Source organism: Thermoanaerobacterium butyriciformans (genome assembly GCF_017874545.1).
GTDB classification, from domain to species: Bacteria; Bacillota; Thermoanaerobacteria; order Thermoanaerobacterales; family Thermoanaerobacteraceae; genus Thermoanaerobacterium; species Thermoanaerobacterium butyriciformans.
Genome location: NZ_JAGGLT010000003.1, coordinates 27,686 through 46,930 on the forward strand (window position 1 = coordinate 27,686; position 19,245 = coordinate 46,930).

Sequence of the window (19,245 nt, forward strand, 5' to 3'; positions counted from 1 at the left end):
GATACACATGAAGCTTTATTTTTGTGGTGGAGCAAGTGAAGTAGGTGCATCATGCTACTTGGTGAATATAGACGGGAAAAATATTTTACTAGATTGTGGAATAAGGATGTCATCAAGCAAGGACAATCTTCCGGATTTTCAGCTTATTCAGGAAAATGGTGGAGTAGATGTCATAGTAATAAGCCATGCACACATGGATCATATAGGTGCTCTTCCGATAATATCAAGAATATACCCTGATGCTAAAATATATATGACACATGCTGCAAAAGATTTGACAAGGGTACTCTTGTATGACAGCTTAAAGATAATGGAAAGAGAAGCGGAGATACCTGCTTATGCTGAGATACACGTAAGGGAAATGCTAAACAGGATAATATGCCATACGCCGGGGCATACATTTTCACCTTTTTTAGATGCTGATTTAAAGGTGACTTTCTACAGTGCAGGTCACATAGCAGGTGCAGCGTCAATATACATAGTCGGGACTGAAGGAAGCTTTTTTTACTCAGGCGATTTTTCAAGATTTAGGCAGAATACGATTGAAGGTGCATCAATACCAAAATTAAGACCAGATGTAGCCTTCTTTGAATCTACGTATGGCGACAAGCTACATGCAAATAGAGAATTAGAAGAATCAAGGCTTGTTGAGAAAATAAATGCTGTAGTAAAAAATGGCGGAAAAGTGTTGATACCTGCTTTTGCACTTGGAAGAGCGCAGGAAATAATACTCATACTTAAAAAGGCTATAAACAAAGGCATGATAGAAACAAAGGTGTACGTCGATGGCATGGTAAAAGATATATGCAGGATTTATAAGTTAAATCCAAACTATTTAAGGCAAAATTTAGCAAAGAAGATTTTTAAAGGTGGAGAAATATTTTTTGATGATAACGTGATGCCAATTGATAGACTCGAGATGAGGGAAGATATCATAAAAGAGCCATGTGTGATAGTTTCAAGTTCAGGCATGCTTACAGGAGGCCCCAGCCAGTGGTATGCTGAAAAACTTGCAGGCGATGAAAAAAATCTGATAGCCATAACAGGGTATCAAGACGAAGAATCGCCGGGAAGAAGGCTTTTGGAGCTTACGGATGAAAAAGACGATGATAAAAAGCTTAAATTGGCGGATAAAGAAATACCTGTAAAATGTGCAGTTGACAAGTTTGGACTTTCGGCACATGCCGACATGAGCGAGATACTATCACTTGTAAATTTCCTTTATCCTAAAAAAGTGTTTTTAATCCATGGCGATCCAGATGTGATAGATTTTTTAGGAAGAGAAGTGCAGAGGGATATTAGGACAGATGTGTACGTGCCACAGAATGGCGATGTACACGATATCGATATACAAAATCCGCGAAAGCAGCTAAAAAGAGAGCCATTTCCCTCAATGAAAATGGGAGAAGCTTTAAACGAAGGCAATATAGAAAAGCTTTGGAGGTTTGTACTCGATAGAATCGGTGCAGATGCTGTATTATCTGTAGAAGATATAGCGGAAATCTGGGGTTGTATGGAAGATACTGATGCTTTAAAAGATTTACTAAATAACTCAGTGTATTTTCAGCCTGACAAAAGGAGAATGTTTTTATACCATGCTGTTCTGGAAGAAGAATTGAAGAAGGAAAAAGTTGAGGGCCCTATGGAAGTGAATCAGATGCTGTCGTTAGTTGATGAATACTTTACAAGAGAGTCAGGTCTTTACAAAAAAGGCGCCAGATTCGATGAGAAGATAGCTCTTTTGTACTTTGATTTTCCAGATGTAGCAAAAGATAGATATTCATATTTATTTAAAGAATTTGAAGAAAGAACAGGATGGAAAGTTGAAATAAACGAAAATATAAACACATCGGCCATAAATGACGTCATATATAAGCTGTTGCCGGATGTTGCTATTAACAAAGTATCGTACAAAGGTGCTGACAAATTAGTATCTGTAAAGATTGACGGAGAAATTGAAAATATTCAAGAAGTAAAAGATAAATTTTACAATGAGACGGGACTTAAGCTTAACATTTATGGGAAAGATGCGTCAGTTGATACAATTGCTGTTGTTGATACAGGTGATGATAAACTGGAGCAGAATGAGGCACTTACGATCATAGATGAAGCGTTTAAGGATTTGCCTCATAAGCCTTATAAAAAGAGCATAAAGACATCAAACGGCATCAAGTACATTGAACTATCATTTATATCTAAGGTAGTCGGTGAAAGATATAAAGAAAAAATAGATGAGCTTATAAAGAGGACTGGTTGGACGATTGTGGTAGGAAGCGGTTGCAATCAGATAGAAGTCATAAATATTGCAAAGAGAATATTTGGGGAAATGGGAATTAAACTTAAGAAAAATCCAAGCGTATATTTAGATGATATGACAGTTGGCATATCAATAGATGGCGATGCAGATGATGAGATTATTAAAAAGATAGATGACACGTTGTACGACATGACAGGTTTAAGGCTGAGATGAATATTCGTGGAAAGGAAGGTTTGCGATGGGTTATAAGGATATTTCATTAAAATACGGGAAAGGTGCGGTAGACGTAAAAATAGATGAGAATATGTGCACAGTGCTGTATCCTGAGGATTTGCCTGGTGTTGAAGACCCTATGGCGGAAGTATCAAGATCGCTTGTAAACCCAATTGATAAAGCGCCTTTATCTGATTTGGTCAAGGGCAAAAAAGATGTCGTAATATTAGCCAGCGATATAACTCGTCCGTCGCCATCTCACATTCTAATACCGCCTATAATAGATGAATTAAACAGGGCAGGTATAAGCGATGATAGCATAAAAATCGTTTTTGGTCTTGGATACCACAGAAAGCATACAGATGATGAAAAGAAGACGCTTGTTGGTGAAGAAGTGTTTAATAGGATAAAGTGCATCGACCATGATATAGATGACTGCGTATACGTTGGTACTACAAAAAGAGGTACGCCAGTAGAAGTCTTTCGTGAAGTATACAATGCAGATTTTATCATAGCTACAGGTAACTTAGAGCTTCACTATAAAGCAGGGTACAGTGGAGGCCACAAAGCACTGCTTCCAGGTGTTTGCAGCAAAAATACCATAGAAAAAAATCACGTCCTTATGTTTTCAGAAGGAGCGATGCCAGGCAAAATCGATGGAAATCCTATGAGGGAAGACATAGAAGAAGGAGGAAAGCTGGCAAGAGTCGATTTTATAGTAAATGCAGTTTTAAATAGCCATAAAGAGATAGTGAAAGTAGTATCAGGCGATCCGATAAAAGCTCACAGAGAAGGCGCTAAATACATCGATAAGATGTACAAAAGAGTTATACCAGAAAAAGCCGATATTGTCGTCGCATCTTGTGGAGGATACCCAAAAGACATTAACCTTTATCAAGCTCAAAAAGGGCTTGACAATGCCCAATATTCTGTAAAAGATGGCGGTACTATAATATTAGTGGCGGAATGCAGAGAAGGTTTGGGAGAGAAGCTTTTTTCAGACTGGATGGTAAATTCATCATCTGTAGATGAGCCATTAAAGTGGATAAAAGAGGAATTCAGGCTTGGCGCACATAAAGCCGCTGTAATCTGCGAAGTATTAAAAAGGGCTGATATCTACCTTGTATCATCTTTTGACCGCAGCTTCACTGAAAAGATATTCTTTAAATATGCAAAGACTCCGCAGGATGCACTTGATGAAGCTATTAAAAAATATCACGATCCCAAGGTACTTGTTCTTCCATACGCAAATTCTACGTTGCCATATGTGGAGGAGTAGTGTATGGCAAATTCTCAAATAACGAAAAAAGCAATGGCTGATGCGCTTAAAGAATTGATGAAAACAAAGCCATTAAATAGAATCTCCGTACAGGATATCGTAAATAAATGTGGCCTCAATAGGCAGACTTTCTATTATCATTTTCACGATATTTTTGAACTGCTTGAGTGGATTTATAAAAAAGAAGCTATTGAAAAAATCTCTCAATATAAAAATTATGAACATTGGACAGAGGGATTTTATCAAGTATTTAAATACATTGAAGATAACAAATTATTCTGCATGAATACATTAAACTCATTGGGTAGAGAACACTTGGAGAATTATCTTTATTCTGTAACATATGACCTTGTTATTGGGGTTGTTTATGAAATATCCAGAAATATGAAAGTGAAGGAGAAATACAAGGAATTTATTGCGAATTTTTATACCCTGGCATTTATAGGATTAATAATACAATGGATGAAAAAAGGGATGAGGGAAGAACCGGAGAAACTAATTAAAGATTTAAGTGAACTTATTGAAGGCAATTTCATGAAAGCTCTACAAAAATATGAGCTGTGTGATTAAAAAATATACAAATTCTATCAAATGTCAAAATTTTATACAGTTTAAGCTCTTTGATTATTTCAAAATCAGTGTTATAAAGCTATATTATTTTTAGAAATATTCGATAATCAAGGAGCTGATTTTTATGAGAGATTATAAAAACACTCATGCTTATTTTGTAGGAGGAGGAATAGCTTCACTTGCAGGAGCGTGCTATTTGATTAGGGACTGCGGCTTTCCAGGTGATCATATTCATATTTTCGAAGAATTGAATGTCTTGGGTGGAAGCAATGATGGCACAGGCAATCCTGAAACTGGATATGTAATAAGAGGCGGCAGGATGTTAAACGATGAGACTTATGAAAATACTTGGGAGCTTTTATTGTCAATACCATCTATTGACAATCCAGAGAAATCTGTTAGAGAAGAAATAATTGAATTTGATTCTCAGCATCCAACCCATTCCAATGCAAGACTTGTTAATAATAACGGTGAAGTCGTAGATGTATCATCTATCGATTTTGACAATGAAGATAGGATTGCTTTGGCAAAGCTCATTGTAACACCTGAAGAGAAGCTTAATATGTTAAAAATTAGTGATTGGTTTAAACCACACTTTTTTGAGACCAATTTTTGGTACATGTGGGCAACGACTTTTGCATTTCAACCGTGGCATAGCTTAGCAGAATTAAGAAGATATGTGATAAGGTTTATGCATGAATTTCCAAGAATTCATACATTGGAAGGTGTGACAAGAACACCTTATAATCAATACGATTCTTTAATTTTACCAATAAAGAAGTTCTTGGAAAATCACAATGTTGATTTCAAACTGAAATGTGTCGTAACAGATCTAGACTTTAAGGATTCAGAAAAAATTACGGTTACAAGGATATACTATAAAGAACAAGGTATGGAAAAAACAATTGAGTTAAATGAAAGCGACGTTGTATTTGTCACAAATGGTTCAATGACAGAGGGCTACAGTTTGGGATCCATGACAAAGCCACCTGTTTTAAATGATAAAGGTGCATCGTGGAAATTATGGGATAAGATTTCAAAGAAAAAACAAGGTTTAGGAAACCCTACTGTATTTGACGATAATATACAAGGATCAAAGTGGGAATCATTTACTGTAACTTGTCATAATTCAAAGTTTTTTGATTTGATGGAAAAATTTTCGCGTAATAAAGCTGGGACAGGTGCTCTTGTTACATTTAAGGATTCTAATTGGTTTATGTCAATTGTTTTGGCACATCAACCACACTTTAGAAATCAACCTGATAATGTGAAAGTATTTTGGGGGTATGGATTATATCCTGATAATCCGGGTAATTATGTTAAAAAGAAAATGTCAGAATGTACAGGAGAAGAAATATTAATTGAACTTTTGCATCATTTAAAATTTGAAAAAGAAATGGAGGATATAATAAAATCGGCAAATTGCATTCCATGCATGATGCCATTTATTACAGCACAATTTATGCCAAGGTCGATAGGAGATAGGCCTCAAGTTGTACCGGAAGGCTCAACTAATTTAGCATTTATTGGACAATTTTGTGAAATACCTGATGACGTAGTATTTACAGAAGAATATTCAGTCAGATCTGCAAGAATTGCTGTATATAAACTTTTCGGAATAACTAGACCAGTAGAACCAATAAATCAATATCAGTATGATATTAGAACGTTATTTAAGTCATTTGTGACGATGTTCAAATGAATATATGATTAAAAATCTCTCCATCTGAAAAGAGGGGAGATTTTTTAATGCTGTTATTTAACATAAACGCTAAATTATATAAAAACTCGAAATAAAATTTTCATCTTTTAATTAGGAGATGAATTTCTATTGTATGCGATAGAACAATATGGCATAATAATCTTGAAAGATTTTATCAAGAAAAGTTAGGGTCTTTTTATACAAGCGATTTTTCTATTAATGTCATGTGTATCATGATGAATGGTGGTGATGACGATGAATATTAACGATGAACAAGTCAATGTAATAAAGAATTTTCTTATAAATAAAGTAGAGCCTTATGTAATATATCTGTTTGGTTCAGCTGTAAATGGTATATTTAGAAGCGACAGTGATATTGATATTGCGTATTTAAGTGATAAAGATATTAGCGGTTATGATTTATTTATGATTTCGCAGGAATTAGCGGATTTACTAAAACGGGATGTGGATTTAATAGATTTGCGAAAAGCATCAACTGTATTCAAAGCTCAGGTGGTAGGAACGAAAAAAATAATTTATTGTAATGATGATTTAAGGCGAATGAATTTCGAAATGTATGCATTGAAAGATTATGCGAAATTAAATGAGGAAAGAGCTGAAATAATTGATAAAATATTAAAAAGGGGACGAATTTACAATGAGTGATGTTGTAATTAATAAAACTGAAATTACACATTCCTCAAAATAGTAGAGATGCATTTGAACTGCTTCGTAAGAATGGTGTCATAGATGATGTGTTAGAGAAAAAATTAAAATCCATGGTTGGTTTTAGAAATATCGCTGTGCATAATTATCAATTGATAGATTTGAAAGTTGTCCAGGATTTGATTGAAAATGGCTTAAATGATTTGATAGTCTTTTCAAAAATAATACTGCAACAATATAATAATTAGATATGGAATTATTGACGAGGGATGGAAGAAAGATGTTTGGGATTGAAAAGGTGGCCTTTAAAGCCGCCTTATTTTTATGCAAAAAAATAAATAAGCAAGTGCAAAGTTTTTCATTTATATTAAGATTTAGTTAATGTATAATAAATAAAAGAGAATATCGTGCGTAATTTGATTTAAAATTGATTTATGTTATATTGTTTTACTTGAGGTGGTAACTTTGAAGAGAATCGATATTGTTTATCAAAAACTAAAAGAACTGGATAAAGGAATAGGCGTCAGTGCTTCTGATATAGCTGACTCTCTTGGGCTTAGCAGAGCAAATGTCAGTAGCGATCTAAATAGACTATGTGATGAAGGAAAAGCAGTTAAAGTAGGTACAAAGCCGGTACTTTTTAGATATGTTGAGGAAATTTCAAATAAAAGAGAAGAGACTTCTCTTGATAAATTTTTAGAAAAAAATCCAAGCCTATTTTCTGCAGTGGAGCAGGCTAAAGCAGCGATACTGTATCCTCCCAATGGAATGCACATATTAATATTGGGAGAGACAGGCGTTGGAAAATCAATGTTTGCAGAACTTATACACAAATATGCAATTGAAATGAATAGAATGGATGAAAATTCTCCGTTTATAGTTTTTAACTGCGCAGATTATGCTAATAATCCACAACTTTTAGTAGGACAGTTGTTTGGTTCTAAAAAGGGTGCTTATACAGGTGCGGATTATGATAAAGTTGGACTTATAGAAAAAGCTGATGGAGGTATACTTTTCTTAGATGAGGTTCATAGGCTTCCGCCAGAGGGGCAAGAAATGTTTTTTACCTTTATGGATAAGGGTATATTTAGAAGGCTTGGTGAAACCGATTTAGAGAGAAAATCCAATGTACTGATAATTTCTGCTACTACAGAAAATCCAGATTCTATCCTTCTTAAGACATTTACAAGAAGAATTCCGATGATCATACGCCTGCCAAGTCTTCGAGAGAGAAGCATTGATGAGAGATTCAATCTTATCTGCCAATTTATAAGAGAAGAATCAAATAAACTCGGTAGGCAAATTATTGTGTCGGTAAATTCAATGAAAGCTTTTCTAAGCTATAACTGTCCCAATAACATTGGGCAGTTGAAAACAGATATTCAGCTTGCGTGTGCAAAAGCATATGCAGATTTTGTTTCAAATAAAAAAGAAGAAATAAAAATAAATAGCATTGATTTGCCACAGTATATAAGAAACGGCCTTTATATGGAAACGGAACATCGTCAACTTTGGAATAAGTTTTTAGAGATAAATAAAAGGTACTACGTATTTGACAAAAATGAAGAGAACATCTTGTTTGAGGAAGATAGCAGTAAAGATAATATCTATGAAATGATAGATTCTAAGATGAAAGAGCTTAAAAATATGGGACTTTCAGGTGAAGAACTTGATAAAGAGATGGAGAAAGATATAAATGATTACTTTGAAAAGTATTTTCACAAAGTCAATAAGATTATTGACGTTTCTGACATTGAAAATGTAGTTGGCATTGAAATTGTCCAAACAGTAGAAGAGATTATAAAATATGCTGAAAAGAGGCTGAAAAAAGAATTAAGTAAAGAACTTTACTGTGGAATGGCGGTACATATATACAATGCGGTTGAGCGAATTAAGCGAAATAGAAAGATCGTGAATCCCCAGCTAAATAGAATTAGAACTGAACACAGTGAAGAATTCAATGTAGCCCTTGATTGCCTGAAAATAATAGAGCGGGTATTGGATGTTTCTATGCCTATCGATGAAGCTGGCTTTCTTGCTATGCTTTTTGCCTACGACGGTAGAGTTGTAAAAGAACAAGAGAAGAAAGACGTAAAAGTAATCGTAATTGCACATGGTACTGCCACAGCTAGTTCTATGGTGGAAACTGCCAATAATCTTTTAGGAACGAAATATGCTATAGGCATTAATGCTCCCCTTGATGAAAAGCCTCAGCAGGTTATTTCAAGGTTGAAGGCATATCTTAAAAATGCTGGGATAAAATCTGATATCTTATTTTTAGTGGACATGGGGTCTCTTACGACTTTTGGGGAAGAAATTGAAAAAGAATTTGGAATAAGGACAAAAACAATTCCGCTTGTAAGTACGCTGCATGTCATAGAAGCCACGAGAAAGGCAATGATGGGGTATTCTCTAGATGAAGTATATGATGAAACTTTGAATGTTAATACATTTTTAGAGATTGAGCGGAAGGTTGATTTAGACAATGAAATGAAAGGGAAAATCTCTATTGTAACTGTATGTACAACTGGAGAAGGAAGCGCTGTTGCTGTAAAAAATATTCTTGATAAGCATCTTAAATACGACAGCAATATATTTGAAATTGTTCCTATAAATCTTGTGGGAACAGAAAGCATTCATACGAGATTGAGAGATATCGAAAGAGAAAACAAAATTTTATGCATAGTAAGCTCATTTAAAATAGATACAAGCATACCTCAGTATGGATTGCACGAAGTATTAAGTTTAGAGGCCATAAAGCCTATACAGAGGCTTATAGACATCGAAAATACTTATTTAAAGATGGGAGATACATTAGAAAATCAGTTGAAAAATATTAGCAGTAAAAGTGTTTTACAAGATATAAGAAAGTTCATAGGCGCCATTGAAGGTGAACTGAATACAAAAATTAATACAAACGCTTTGATTGGAATAGCCCTGCATGTTGCTTGTATGATAGATAGATTAAAAGGCGGCGGATCTGTTGATGAATTTGTTGATAGAGGAAAATATATTTTGGAAAACCGTGAACTTTATAGAATAGTTAAAAAATCATGTGAAATTTTAAATAAAAAATACGACATAAATATTTCAGATGATGAGATTTGCTACATCATGACTTTTTTCAACTACAAAACAATACTTAAATAATACATTGACTTTACGCGGCATTTTGCCGCATTTTTTTATACAAATGTGTTTTGGCACGATATTTGCATATATAATATGATGAAAACACAACAATAATCATGATAAGAAAGGACGTTGCAAATGGAATACGAAGAAATAGTTATGAAAATTATTGTAAGCGGTGGCAATGCTAGATCACATGCGATGACTGCCATTCAGTATGCGAAATCTGGCAATATTAAAGAAGCGAGAAAGGAGATTGATAAAGCATGTGAGGAGCTGGATAAAGCTCATGACGTGCAAACAAAGCTTATTCAAGATGAAGCAGCCGGAAACAGGAAGGAAGTTACGCTTCTTATGGTACATGCACAAGATCACCTTATGAATGCGATAACTGTAAAAGATTTAGCTCAAGAATTTATTGATATGTACGAAAAGCAGTTAAAGCTTGAAAGTGTTTTGGCACGATAATTGCATTATATATTAATAGGAAAACACATTATCTAAAAATGAGGAGGCAGTAGAATGAAAAAAATAACTTTAATTTGTGCAGCAGGAATGTCTACAAGCTTAATGGTTACAAAGATGAAGGAAGCAGCAAAAAAGTTAGGAGAGGAGGTTGAGATAAGGGCAACTTCAGAGAGCAAATTTAAGCAGTACGAAAACGATACAGACATCTTGCTTTTGGGTCCGCAGGTAGGTTTTCTGCTAAATAAGTATAAACAAACGTACGAATCGAAAGGGATGAAAGTGGAGGTAATAGACAGTATAGACTATGGAATGATGAATGGTGAAAAAGTATTGAAGAATGCGTTAGGATTGTAAAAATATGAAATTATGTTAGTGGAGGGAGTATTAATGAATAAATCTAATTTTAGTGAGAAGCTTCAAAGATTTGCACTTTTAATGCAATCTAACAGATATCTACAGGCAATTTCAAATGGATTAATGTCAGCACTTCCTATATTAATGATAGGATCATTTGCTGTTTTGTTAGCGGTACTTCCTATCGCTCCGTGGCAAACATTTATCAAAACTACTGGAATTCAGGCAATTCTTCTAATACCATATAACATAGCAATAGGATGTTTAGCATTATATGTTTCATTTTTAGTTTCTTATAAATTGGTAGAAAGTTTCGAAAAAGAACCGGTAGTACCGGCCTTGGTAAGCGTATTTTGTTTTTTACTAGTTACACCAATATCTATATTTGAAAAACAAAGTGCATTCTTGTTAAGCTGGTTTGGAGTTCAAGGATTATTTACAGCATTAATCGTATCGTTGGTTGCTGCTCGACTATATATATATGTTTTAGATAAGAATTGGACTATAAAAATGCCTGCTGGCGTTCCGCCTACTATATCAAATGTATTTTCAGGATTAATACCGGCTGTAATTGTAGGTTTATTTTTTCTGATAATTGCGGGGGTCTTTTCGCACACGCATTTTAAATCATTTACTCAATTTATTTACACTTTAGTGCAAACTCCGTTATCATCACTTGGTAGTAATTTTATTTCTCTGTTTGTTATTGTATTAATACAAATGATTTTATGGTTCTTTGGAATGCATGGTTCATTAGTCGTAAGTAGTATAATTACTGCAGTTTACTTGCCGATGGATTTACAAAATTTACAGGCTTTTTCAACAGGACAGCCACTACCACATATTTTAGGACAACAATTTTATAATCTTTATGCTGGAATAGGTGGAGCAGGCGGTACCTTAGGATTAGTTATTCTTATGCTATTCATTGCTAAGAGTAAGAGATTAAAGACATTAGGAAAACTTGCAATTATTCCTGGATGTTTTACTATAAATGAGCCTGTTGTTTTTGGTGTTCCAATGATGTTTAACCCAATTATGGCTATTCCCTTTATTTCTGTACCGTTAATTCAGATTTTAGTTGCTTATATAGTAACCTATATAGGATTAGTACCACCACCAGCTGGCGTTCAAGTTCCATTTGGTGTACCGGTGATTGTAGCTGGTATCATGCAAGGGAGTTGGAGAATTGGATTATTGCAATTAGTACTTATAGTGCTTTCTCTAGTTATTTATTATCCATTTTTCAAAAAATTAGACGATCAAAGTTTGAAAGAAGAGCTTAATGCAGAAAAAACAAATCAACAAGTTCAAGCTTAGAAAATATCAAAATAAAAAATTTATCTTCGAAGAATAGTTAAAACTCGAGTTCATATCCGAGTTTTAACTATTCAATAATAATAGATGATCATAATAATTTAAGGAGGCGGGCAAATGATTGAAAAAATCAAGCTAATTCCTATAACAGAAAAATCTGTCCCGTTTGCGCAGGCTTCAGAAAAGTGTAATTTTGCAGAAATAGGCTATGTAGAAGAAGAATATTTCATGTGGGGCACAGCTAATATATACGAGGATGGGGAGGATCATGCTCCCATAACTATTTATAAAGATGCGCCTTATGTTAACCGATTTATAGTGCGCCGTCCCAGAGATGTTGCCAAGTTTAGTGGTAATGTCGTAATTGAAATTTTGAATGCAACAGCATTGTTTGATATCGACCGCATATGGGTCAATTCGTGGAAGTACTTTACACGAAATGGAGATATTTACATTGGAATAACAAGTAAGTCAGATGTTTTAGATTCACTTTATGCTGCGGATAGGGAAAGGTACTCAATATTGTCTTGGAAAAATCCTCTGCCTAATAGACCAGAACCTAAAAATACTGTGTTTAAGTTTTTTCCACAGTATGAAGCTGGACTATTTTGGGATATGTTGACTGACTTTGCGAAGGCACTTCGTACTAAAAGCGAAATAAATCCAATTTCTCAATATGATAACTACAAATTGTATTTAACTGGCTGGTCACAATCAGCCGCATATATAGTACGTTATGTAAAATCATTTGCTTATTTGGAAAAAAATTGCTCTGAAGGACCGATATTTGATGGTTACTTAGCAGCTGGAGGCGGTGCTAGGCCAGCACCACTAAATTCTTATGAGCCTATAATTCTTTCAGGTAAAAGCTATTTTGATTCAGAAGGTGCTGGAATAATGGGAGCTAAAGAACCTTATATTGCTGTCAATACAGAGAGTGAAAATGAAGCTGTCAGGTGGAAAGGAGATAGCGATATTCCAGGGAATCTTTTCCGAGCTTATGAAATTCCAGGAGCTAGTCATGATTCTGTGAATAATATTTTAAAATGGTATAATGCCGATGAAAATTATATGGTTGGTAATAGGAAAGTCTACAAAGGTATTGATGGATTGCCTAATGATTACCCTTATGAATACGTGTTTAATGCTGCATTTAGGAATCTCTATTGCTGGGTTCGTGAAGGTGTACCTGCGCCTCATGCTGGGCTTATAAAGAGAGGACCTGATGGTAAAAATATTAGAGATGTATTTGGTAATGCTGTTGGTGGAATCCGTACTCCTTTTATTGATCTGCCCACAGCTACTTACTATGGTTTTTCTACAAAACCTGATGGGAGTCAAAGTGTATTTGGACATATGAATCCTTTTTCAAAAGAAAAAATGCAAGCAATTTATACTTCTCTAAAAAACTATCGTAATCTTGCTAAAAAAAGCACAGATTGTGCAGTTGCTTTGGGTTTTATTCTTCCAGAAGAACGAGATGAAGTTGTTGAGCTTGCAGTTAAACGGGCGGAAGTGGCAGGATTGCGTTAAACATGTAAAATGTTAAAGTCTTTGGAAAATTAATTGTAATTCCAATATGTAGTAGAGTTCTGGCATATTGATGTTTTTATAGACAAGGAGTGAGAAAATGATAAGACTTACTATTTCAAAAGATAAAAAATACTTTATAAATGGAAACAAAAAATTTTTTTATTTAGCAGATACTTGTTGGAGTGCTTTTACTAACATAAGTTTTGAAGAATGGGAAGAATATTTATCCTACAGAAAAATGCAGGGATTTAATGTTCTTCAAATAAATATTCTTCCACAGTGGGATGCAAGCCAATCAGATATCAATATAATGCCATTTAAAATTAATAAAGATGGTACATTTGATTTTTATTCCATCAACGAAGAATATTTTCATAGAGCTGAAAAAATGATTGAAATAGCAGTAAAAAAAGGATTTTTGCCTGCACTTGTTTTACTTTGGTGTAATTATGTGCCAGATACATGGGCGAGCAAATTAAGGGAAACAAGTAAAATGCCTTTAGATGTGGTAGAAACTTATGTAGAACATGTAGCAAAAACTTTTTCAAAATTTTGTCCTATTTATATAATAAGTGGTGATACAGATTTTCCAGCGGAACTTACAAAAAATTATTACATGCTTGCTTTAAATACAATAAAGAAACTTAGCCCAGAATGTTTAACAACAATGCATCTCCAAGGCAGATTGACTGAACTACCAGAAGAATTTGTAAATAATAAAAATTTGGATTTTTATATGTTTCAGTCAGGGCATAATTCAGCATATCGTCATATGCCTTATGAAATGGCACTGAATTTTTATAATAAGTCAGTTAAGAAGCCAATTATAAATGCTGAACCTTGTTATGAACAAATGGGATTTAGTAGAGGTATTTACGGTAGATTTACGACTTTTGATGTTAGAAAAGCTGCATGGCAGAGTTTGCTATCAGGAGCCAGTGCTGGTATTACTTATGGTGCACATGGAATTTGGAGCTGGCATAAAAAAGGAAAAGAGTTTGAAAAAAATATAGGAGAAGTTTTTGATAAACCATATGATTGGAGAGATGCTTTAAGATTTGATGGAGCATGGGATTATTCTTTTGCAAAATGGATTTTTGAAATGTATGATCTGTTCGAAATAGAGCCTTTGGATGCAATACTTAATAATACAAGAGAAATTAGAATGGCTGGGAACCCGGACTTAAGTACAATTGTGATTTATATCCCATCAAATACAACAGTAATTGTTAATATGAAACTCGAAAATTATAATTTTATTATTATTGATTTAGAAAAAAAATATATTGCAAATCCTACTATTGAAACTTCTAATAATAAAACGATAATTCATATGCACAATTTTACCTCAGATGTTTTGATTATTGGAACAAAGTAATTTGCAATTTAAGTATTTTATTTGACATTAAAATTTTAAAAAATTAAATTAACAGAATAATTTTGCAGACAAATTTCTCTAAACATTATTAATACCATATTAATGCAAATGAATGTTTTATAGAAAAGGGGCATGATTTAAGTGGACTATTCAAAGTCAAAACCATTTCCAAAAGATTTCCTATGGGGAGCATCCACATCAGCTTATCAAGTAGAAGGGGCATGGGATGAAGACGGAAAAGGGTTGTCTGTCATTGATATGGGAAAGCATCCTGAAGGAACATCAGATTTTAAAGTAGCCAGCGATCATTACCATCGGTATAAAGAAGATATAGCTTTATTTGCAGAAATGGGTCTTAAAGCTTATCGCTTTTCTATTGCATGGACAAGGATTTATCCAAAAGGCACAGGGGAAATAAATGAAAAAGGTATAGCATTCTATAACGATTTAATAAATGAATTGCTGTCACATAATATTGAACCTATTGTCACCATGTACCACTTTGATTTACCATACGCATTGCAAGAAAAAGGTGGTTGGTCAAATAGAGAAACAATAGATGCTTATGTGAACTATGCCAAGACATTGTTTAAATATTTCGGTGACAGAGTAAAATACTGGTTAACAATTAACGAACAAAATATGATGATTCTTCATGGAGCAGCTATTGGGACTTTAGACCCTAAAATAGAAAATCCACAAAAAGAATTGTATCAGCAAAACCATCACATGCTTTTGGCTCAAGCAAAAGCGATGAAACTATGCCATGAGATGTGTCCAAATGCAAAAATTGGTCCTGCACCAAACATCATATCAATCTATCCGGCCAGTTCAAAACCAGAAGATATAATTGCTGCTTCAAACTTCTCATCAATTCGCAACTGGCTGTACTTAGATGCGGCTGTATTTGGTCGATACAATAGTATAGCATGGAGTTATATGGAGGAGAAAGGATATACACCGATAATTCAAGAAGGAGATATGGAAATCTTAAAAAGCGGAAAGCCTGACTTTATAGCATTTAACTATTATTCAACATCAACTGTAGCTGAAAGCAAGAATGATCCATCTGATAAGAATTCCACAGGAGATCAGCAGATAGCAATTGGAGAAGAAGGCGTATATAGAGGAGTTTCTAATCCATATTTAGAAAAAACACAATTCGGTTGGGAAATCGATCCGGTAGGTTTTCGCAGTACATTACGTGAAATAAATGAAAGATATAATCTTCCGTTGCTAGTAACAGAGAATGGATTAGGTGCTTATGACAAATTGGAAGAAGGTGATGTAGTAAATGATGATTACAGGATTGATTTCTTAAAAAAGCATATAGAGCAAGCTAGGCTGGCAATAACTGATGGTGTAAACTTAATAGGATATTGTCCATGGTCAGCAATTGACCTTGTTAGCACACATCAAGGCATTAGCAAGCGTTATGGTTTTATCTATGTCAATAGAGACGAATTTGATTTAAAGGACTTAAGAAGGATAAAGAAGAAGAGCTTTTACTGGTACAAAGACGTTATAGAATCAAATGGAGAGAAGACTTAGTGTATAACTTTAGCAGGCGGTAAAAAATAGAAAAAGGAAGGTACTAAAAAATACCTTCCCTTCACATGAATCATCCGCTATAATGTTTAAATAAAAAAAGACCAAATGATTCGGGTTAAGTTTAAACCATAATGAAATAAATTTCAAGGATTTAGAAGCGAAAATTTATAAATTTGTTTGCGACGAAGCTTGTGAACTAATAGCTCAAATCCTTACGATGATAGATGATATGCTACTAGAAAAAAGAGACAAGAAAGAATATAGATGTAAAGGCAAAAACACACAAATATAAAAACGGTCATGGGCACTGTTGAATTTGATAAAAGAATTTATGAACAGACAAACAAAGAAGGAAAAAAAGAATATATTTATCTTTAGACAAATATTTAAAAATGGGTACAATAGGGCATATATCAACGATTGTGTGGTTTTATTTCTACATATAATTGCCATTTTCCTGCTTTTTAACCTAATAAAATTTTATACTATCGAGATTGTATACTTTGATATGAATTTGGTCATAAATTGTTTCTTTTCATCTGTGAAATTTAATATTACACTCATATTGTAGAGATTACAATAATCCCCATATATTTTTCATAAAAATTTTTTCATTTAATTATCCATAAAATGGCTTTTAAATTATTAAAAAATGATTCTTCAAATGTATGAATTTACAACAATAACATGGAAACATAAAAATAATAAAAAGATGTAGAAGCTAATAATAAATGTTACAAACCGTCATAAATATAAAATTTTTGAAGCAAGAAAATTCCCTCAAATTATACCGATGTTATTAAAAGATTGATAAAATCTTCGTATGTTTTAGTTTTTAAAAGTGTTTGAAAATATTTTTTATTTGAAATTATTTCTGTCACAAAATCAAATATATCTCGAAAAAGGATTCGATCTTCCTCATTGATTGCAAGCATAAAAACAACATTTACCTTATTTTGATTCCAATTGATTGGTGTTGGATGTATCGATACTGCTATGGCAGTTGAAAAAGCGCTCATTTCTAAGGGATGAGGTATAGCGATATTTAAATATGCGCTAGGACTAATCCTTTCTCTTTCGTAAATCCTTTCTTGGAAAGATGAGTCTACATAACCGAATTTATTTAAGGCATTAGACAAATAATTTATTGCATCTTCTTTATTTGAAAAGCCGGGATTATAGAAAAACAATTCCCTTTTAAATATGAATTTAAGCTTTTTCTCTAAAATAGTTCTTAATCTCGCTTTTTTGATTTTTTCAATTTCATTGGCAATAATACTTATATCTTTATTATCAAAATAATTTGATATGACGATCATTGGGACAGTAAGGCAGATGTTAACATGTATTGTAGATATTACAAGGTCATAATCCGAAAAATTCTTTAACTCATCTGGAGTGGTAATGACTCCGGACAGTATGACGTCGTTCTCAAAGATCGCATGAATTTTTTTTACTAACTTGAGGTGAGTAGAGTAATAACGAGGGCAGAGTACGATTACCTTTACTTTATTTCTTAATGCTTTTTGTTCTTCTATTAAGACACCTATATGCAATGCTATATAGGCAATTTCATCTTCTGATATTACGTAGTCCGTTTCTTCTGTGATAATATTAGCTATGAAAACTGACACATCGTAAATATATGGATAAGTGTTTTTAATTGTCAAAAGCTGAGGATTTCTTAAATTGATATTGTTTTCTAAACGCACAAGCATGTTATATAGATGTAAAGAAAAACGTATCATAAAATCTGGATTATTCAAGTTTATATATAAAGAGTCTTTCATCTTGTTTTGAATTAATTCCATTAAATTACATATTTTGGGTCCGATAATATCGTTTAGCTGAGGATATTCCAGTTGGGTAATATTTTCATTAACAATACTGGTCGTTAAGATTAATGCTAGATTATAAAATTCATTGTCCGTAAAATGAACAGGGAAATACTTTTTTAAATCATCACAGATCTCCCTTAATAATTTAGAAACAGTTTCGGTGATATGAACATTATTTAAGGAATCCAAAACTTCCGGTGTAGTAAGATTTTCCAGGGAACGCTGCATTGTGATTGCTAAGTGTAAAATAAAGTTTATCAATGAAAAGTCATTGATAAAATAGTGATTTGCTAAAAGCCTCTCAGTCACTACTTCCTTTATTACCTTTAAATCTAAGTTTTGGAAATATGTTTGAAGGAGATCTAAACTAATAAAGTTTTCTTTTATCTCGTTATAGATAAGATGTGATATCATCTTTTTTTTATTTTTTTCCAGTCCCTCAATATAGACACAATTATTTTTTGTTTTGAATACCAGATCGAAATTTTTTAATTCTGCCTTGATTTTTGATATCTCATTCATCAAAGTCACAGGGGAGATACAGAGCTCGTCTGCTAATTCATCAAGGTTTTTTGTTTGTTGCTGAAGCAAGAGAAGTTTAAGTATATATGCTTGTCTGCTTTTTGAAGACTGGGGTATATCGTTATTTGTAAAATTATTCAATATATTAGCTAGACGTTCTTTATCTTGTATAAAGTAGCCTTTTCTGGAGGAAAAGATCAAATTGGGATAATTTGTATTGATATTAGATATATAAGTCTTAACACTGCGAATTGAAAAGCCTAAATCATCTGCTATGCTTGAAGCGGTAACACAGCTTGTCTGATCTTTCAAATAGTTCAATATTTTAAGTTCTTTTTCTTGCATAGGAGAGTCTCACCTCTTACATAATACTGTAATTATTACTTATTATATTATAACATAGTAATTTTCAAGAATTTATATTATCAATTGCACCGTAAAAGTGCAAAATCAAGAATAGAAATT

Annotated in this window: 15 protein-coding genes; 14 read left to right on the top strand and 1 reads right to left on the bottom strand. The window is 33.3% G+C overall.

Going from position 1 to position 19,245, the window contains the following annotated elements:
- Positions 1 to 7 precede the first annotated feature (7 nt).
- From J2Z80_RS02070 to J2Z80_RS15370, 14 genes are all read left to right on the top strand, one after another.
- Positions 8 to 2,470 carry an MBL fold metallo-hydrolase gene (locus J2Z80_RS02070; protein WP_209452900.1) on the top strand — a complete coding sequence of 821 codons (2,463 nt, stop codon included), beginning with the start codon at positions 8 to 10 and terminating at the stop codon, positions 2,468 to 2,470.
- Positions 2,471 to 2,495: 25 nt separating this feature from the next.
- Positions 2,496 to 3,749 carry a nickel-dependent malate racemase, LarAH6 family gene (gene larAH6 / locus J2Z80_RS02075; RefSeq protein WP_209452901.1) on the top strand — a complete coding sequence of 418 codons (1,254 nt, stop codon included), beginning with the start codon at positions 2,496 to 2,498 and terminating at the stop codon, positions 3,747 to 3,749.
- A 3-nt stretch (positions 3,750 to 3,752) separates the two neighbouring features.
- Positions 3,753 to 4,319 (top strand): dihydroxyacetone kinase transcriptional activator DhaS, encoded by a 567-nt coding sequence (dhaS, locus tag J2Z80_RS02080; protein ID WP_094044628.1) that lies wholly within the window; start codon positions 3,753 to 3,755, stop codon positions 4,317 to 4,319.
- A 124-nt stretch (positions 4,320 to 4,443) separates the two neighbouring features.
- Complete coding sequence (locus J2Z80_RS02085) at positions 4,444 to 6,021, top strand: oleate hydratase (protein WP_209452902.1); 1,578 nt, start codon at positions 4,444 to 4,446, stop codon at positions 6,019 to 6,021.
- Between the two features lie 255 nt (positions 6,022 to 6,276).
- Entirely contained in the window at positions 6,277 to 6,687 is a 411-nt protein-coding gene (gene mntA, locus J2Z80_RS02090) for a type VII toxin-antitoxin system MntA family adenylyltransferase antitoxin (RefSeq protein WP_209452903.1), read from the top strand.
- Between the two features lie 17 nt (positions 6,688 to 6,704).
- Complete coding sequence (gene hepT, locus J2Z80_RS02095) at positions 6,705 to 6,935, top strand: type VII toxin-antitoxin system HepT family RNase toxin (protein WP_280953157.1); 231 nt, start codon at positions 6,705 to 6,707, stop codon at positions 6,933 to 6,935.
- A gap of 208 nt (positions 6,936 to 7,143) precedes the next feature.
- On the top strand, positions 7,144 to 9,837 hold the full coding sequence (locus tag J2Z80_RS02100; protein WP_432422701.1) for a sigma-54-dependent transcriptional regulator: 2,694 nt from the start codon (positions 7,144 to 7,146) through the stop codon (positions 9,835 to 9,837).
- Positions 9,838 to 9,957: 120 nt separating this feature from the next.
- Positions 9,958 to 10,287, top strand: coding sequence for a PTS lactose/cellobiose transporter subunit IIA (locus tag J2Z80_RS02105; RefSeq protein WP_015312490.1), 330 nt, complete (start codon positions 9,958 to 9,960; stop codon positions 10,285 to 10,287).
- Between the two features lie 54 nt (positions 10,288 to 10,341).
- Positions 10,342 to 10,641, top strand: coding sequence for a PTS sugar transporter subunit IIB (locus tag J2Z80_RS02110; RefSeq protein ID WP_209452906.1), 300 nt, complete (start codon positions 10,342 to 10,344; stop codon positions 10,639 to 10,641).
- A 33-nt stretch (positions 10,642 to 10,674) separates the two neighbouring features.
- Positions 10,675 to 11,961, top strand: coding sequence for a PTS sugar transporter subunit IIC (locus tag J2Z80_RS02115; RefSeq protein ID WP_209452907.1), 1,287 nt, complete (start codon positions 10,675 to 10,677; stop codon positions 11,959 to 11,961).
- A 114-nt stretch (positions 11,962 to 12,075) separates the two neighbouring features.
- Entirely contained in the window at positions 12,076 to 13,491 is a 1,416-nt protein-coding gene (locus J2Z80_RS02120) for an alpha/beta hydrolase domain-containing protein (RefSeq protein ID WP_209452908.1), read from the top strand.
- 97 nt (positions 13,492 to 13,588) lie between these two features.
- Positions 13,589 to 14,869 (top strand): glycoside hydrolase family 140 protein, encoded by a 1,281-nt coding sequence (locus J2Z80_RS02125; RefSeq protein WP_209452909.1) that lies wholly within the window; start codon positions 13,589 to 13,591, stop codon positions 14,867 to 14,869.
- Between the two features lie 141 nt (positions 14,870 to 15,010).
- Positions 15,011 to 16,420, top strand: a complete 1,410-nt coding sequence (locus tag J2Z80_RS02130) for a glycoside hydrolase family 1 protein (RefSeq protein WP_209452910.1) — start codon at positions 15,011 to 15,013, stop codon at positions 16,418 to 16,420.
- Positions 16,421 to 16,556: 136 nt separating this feature from the next.
- Positions 16,557 to 16,712, top strand: coding sequence for a UPF0236 family transposase-like protein (locus tag J2Z80_RS15370; RefSeq protein ID WP_209452960.1), 156 nt, complete (start codon positions 16,557 to 16,559; stop codon positions 16,710 to 16,712).
- A gap of 493 nt (positions 16,713 to 17,205) precedes the next feature.
- Here the strand turns inward: J2Z80_RS15370 and J2Z80_RS02140 are convergent, their stop codons facing one another.
- Positions 17,206 to 19,125, bottom strand: a complete 1,920-nt coding sequence (locus J2Z80_RS02140) for a BglG family transcription antiterminator (protein ID WP_209452911.1) — start codon at positions 19,123 to 19,125, stop codon at positions 17,206 to 17,208.
- Positions 19,126 to 19,245 lie beyond the last annotated feature (120 nt).

Bases quoted from the DNA above. Each gene is read 5' to 3' on its own strand.
- J2Z80_RS02070 (WP_209452900.1), top strand. From the start codon at position 8: ATGAAGCTTTATTTTTGTGGTGGAGCAAGTGAAGTAGGTGCATCATGC.
- larAH6 (WP_209452901.1), top strand. From the start codon at position 2,496: ATGGGTTATAAGGATATTTCATTAAAATACGGGAAAGGTGCGGTAGAC.
- dhaS (WP_094044628.1), top strand. From the start codon at position 3,753: ATGGCAAATTCTCAAATAACGAAAAAAGCAATGGCTGATGCGCTTAAA.
- J2Z80_RS02085 (WP_209452902.1), top strand. From the start codon at position 4,444: ATGAGAGATTATAAAAACACTCATGCTTATTTTGTAGGAGGAGGAATA.
- mntA (WP_209452903.1), top strand. From the start codon at position 6,277: ATGAATATTAACGATGAACAAGTCAATGTAATAAAGAATTTTCTTATA.
- J2Z80_RS02105 (WP_015312490.1), top strand. From the start codon at position 9,958: ATGGAATACGAAGAAATAGTTATGAAAATTATTGTAAGCGGTGGCAAT.
- J2Z80_RS02110 (WP_209452906.1), top strand. From the start codon at position 10,342: ATGAAAAAAATAACTTTAATTTGTGCAGCAGGAATGTCTACAAGCTTA.
- J2Z80_RS02115 (WP_209452907.1), top strand. From the start codon at position 10,675: ATGAATAAATCTAATTTTAGTGAGAAGCTTCAAAGATTTGCACTTTTA.
- J2Z80_RS02120 (WP_209452908.1), top strand. From the start codon at position 12,076: ATGATTGAAAAAATCAAGCTAATTCCTATAACAGAAAAATCTGTCCCG.
- J2Z80_RS02125 (WP_209452909.1), top strand. From the start codon at position 13,589: ATGATAAGACTTACTATTTCAAAAGATAAAAAATACTTTATAAATGGA.
- J2Z80_RS02140 (WP_209452911.1), bottom strand. From the start codon at position 19,125: ATGCAAGAAAAAGAACTTAAAATATTGAACTATTTGAAAGATCAGACA.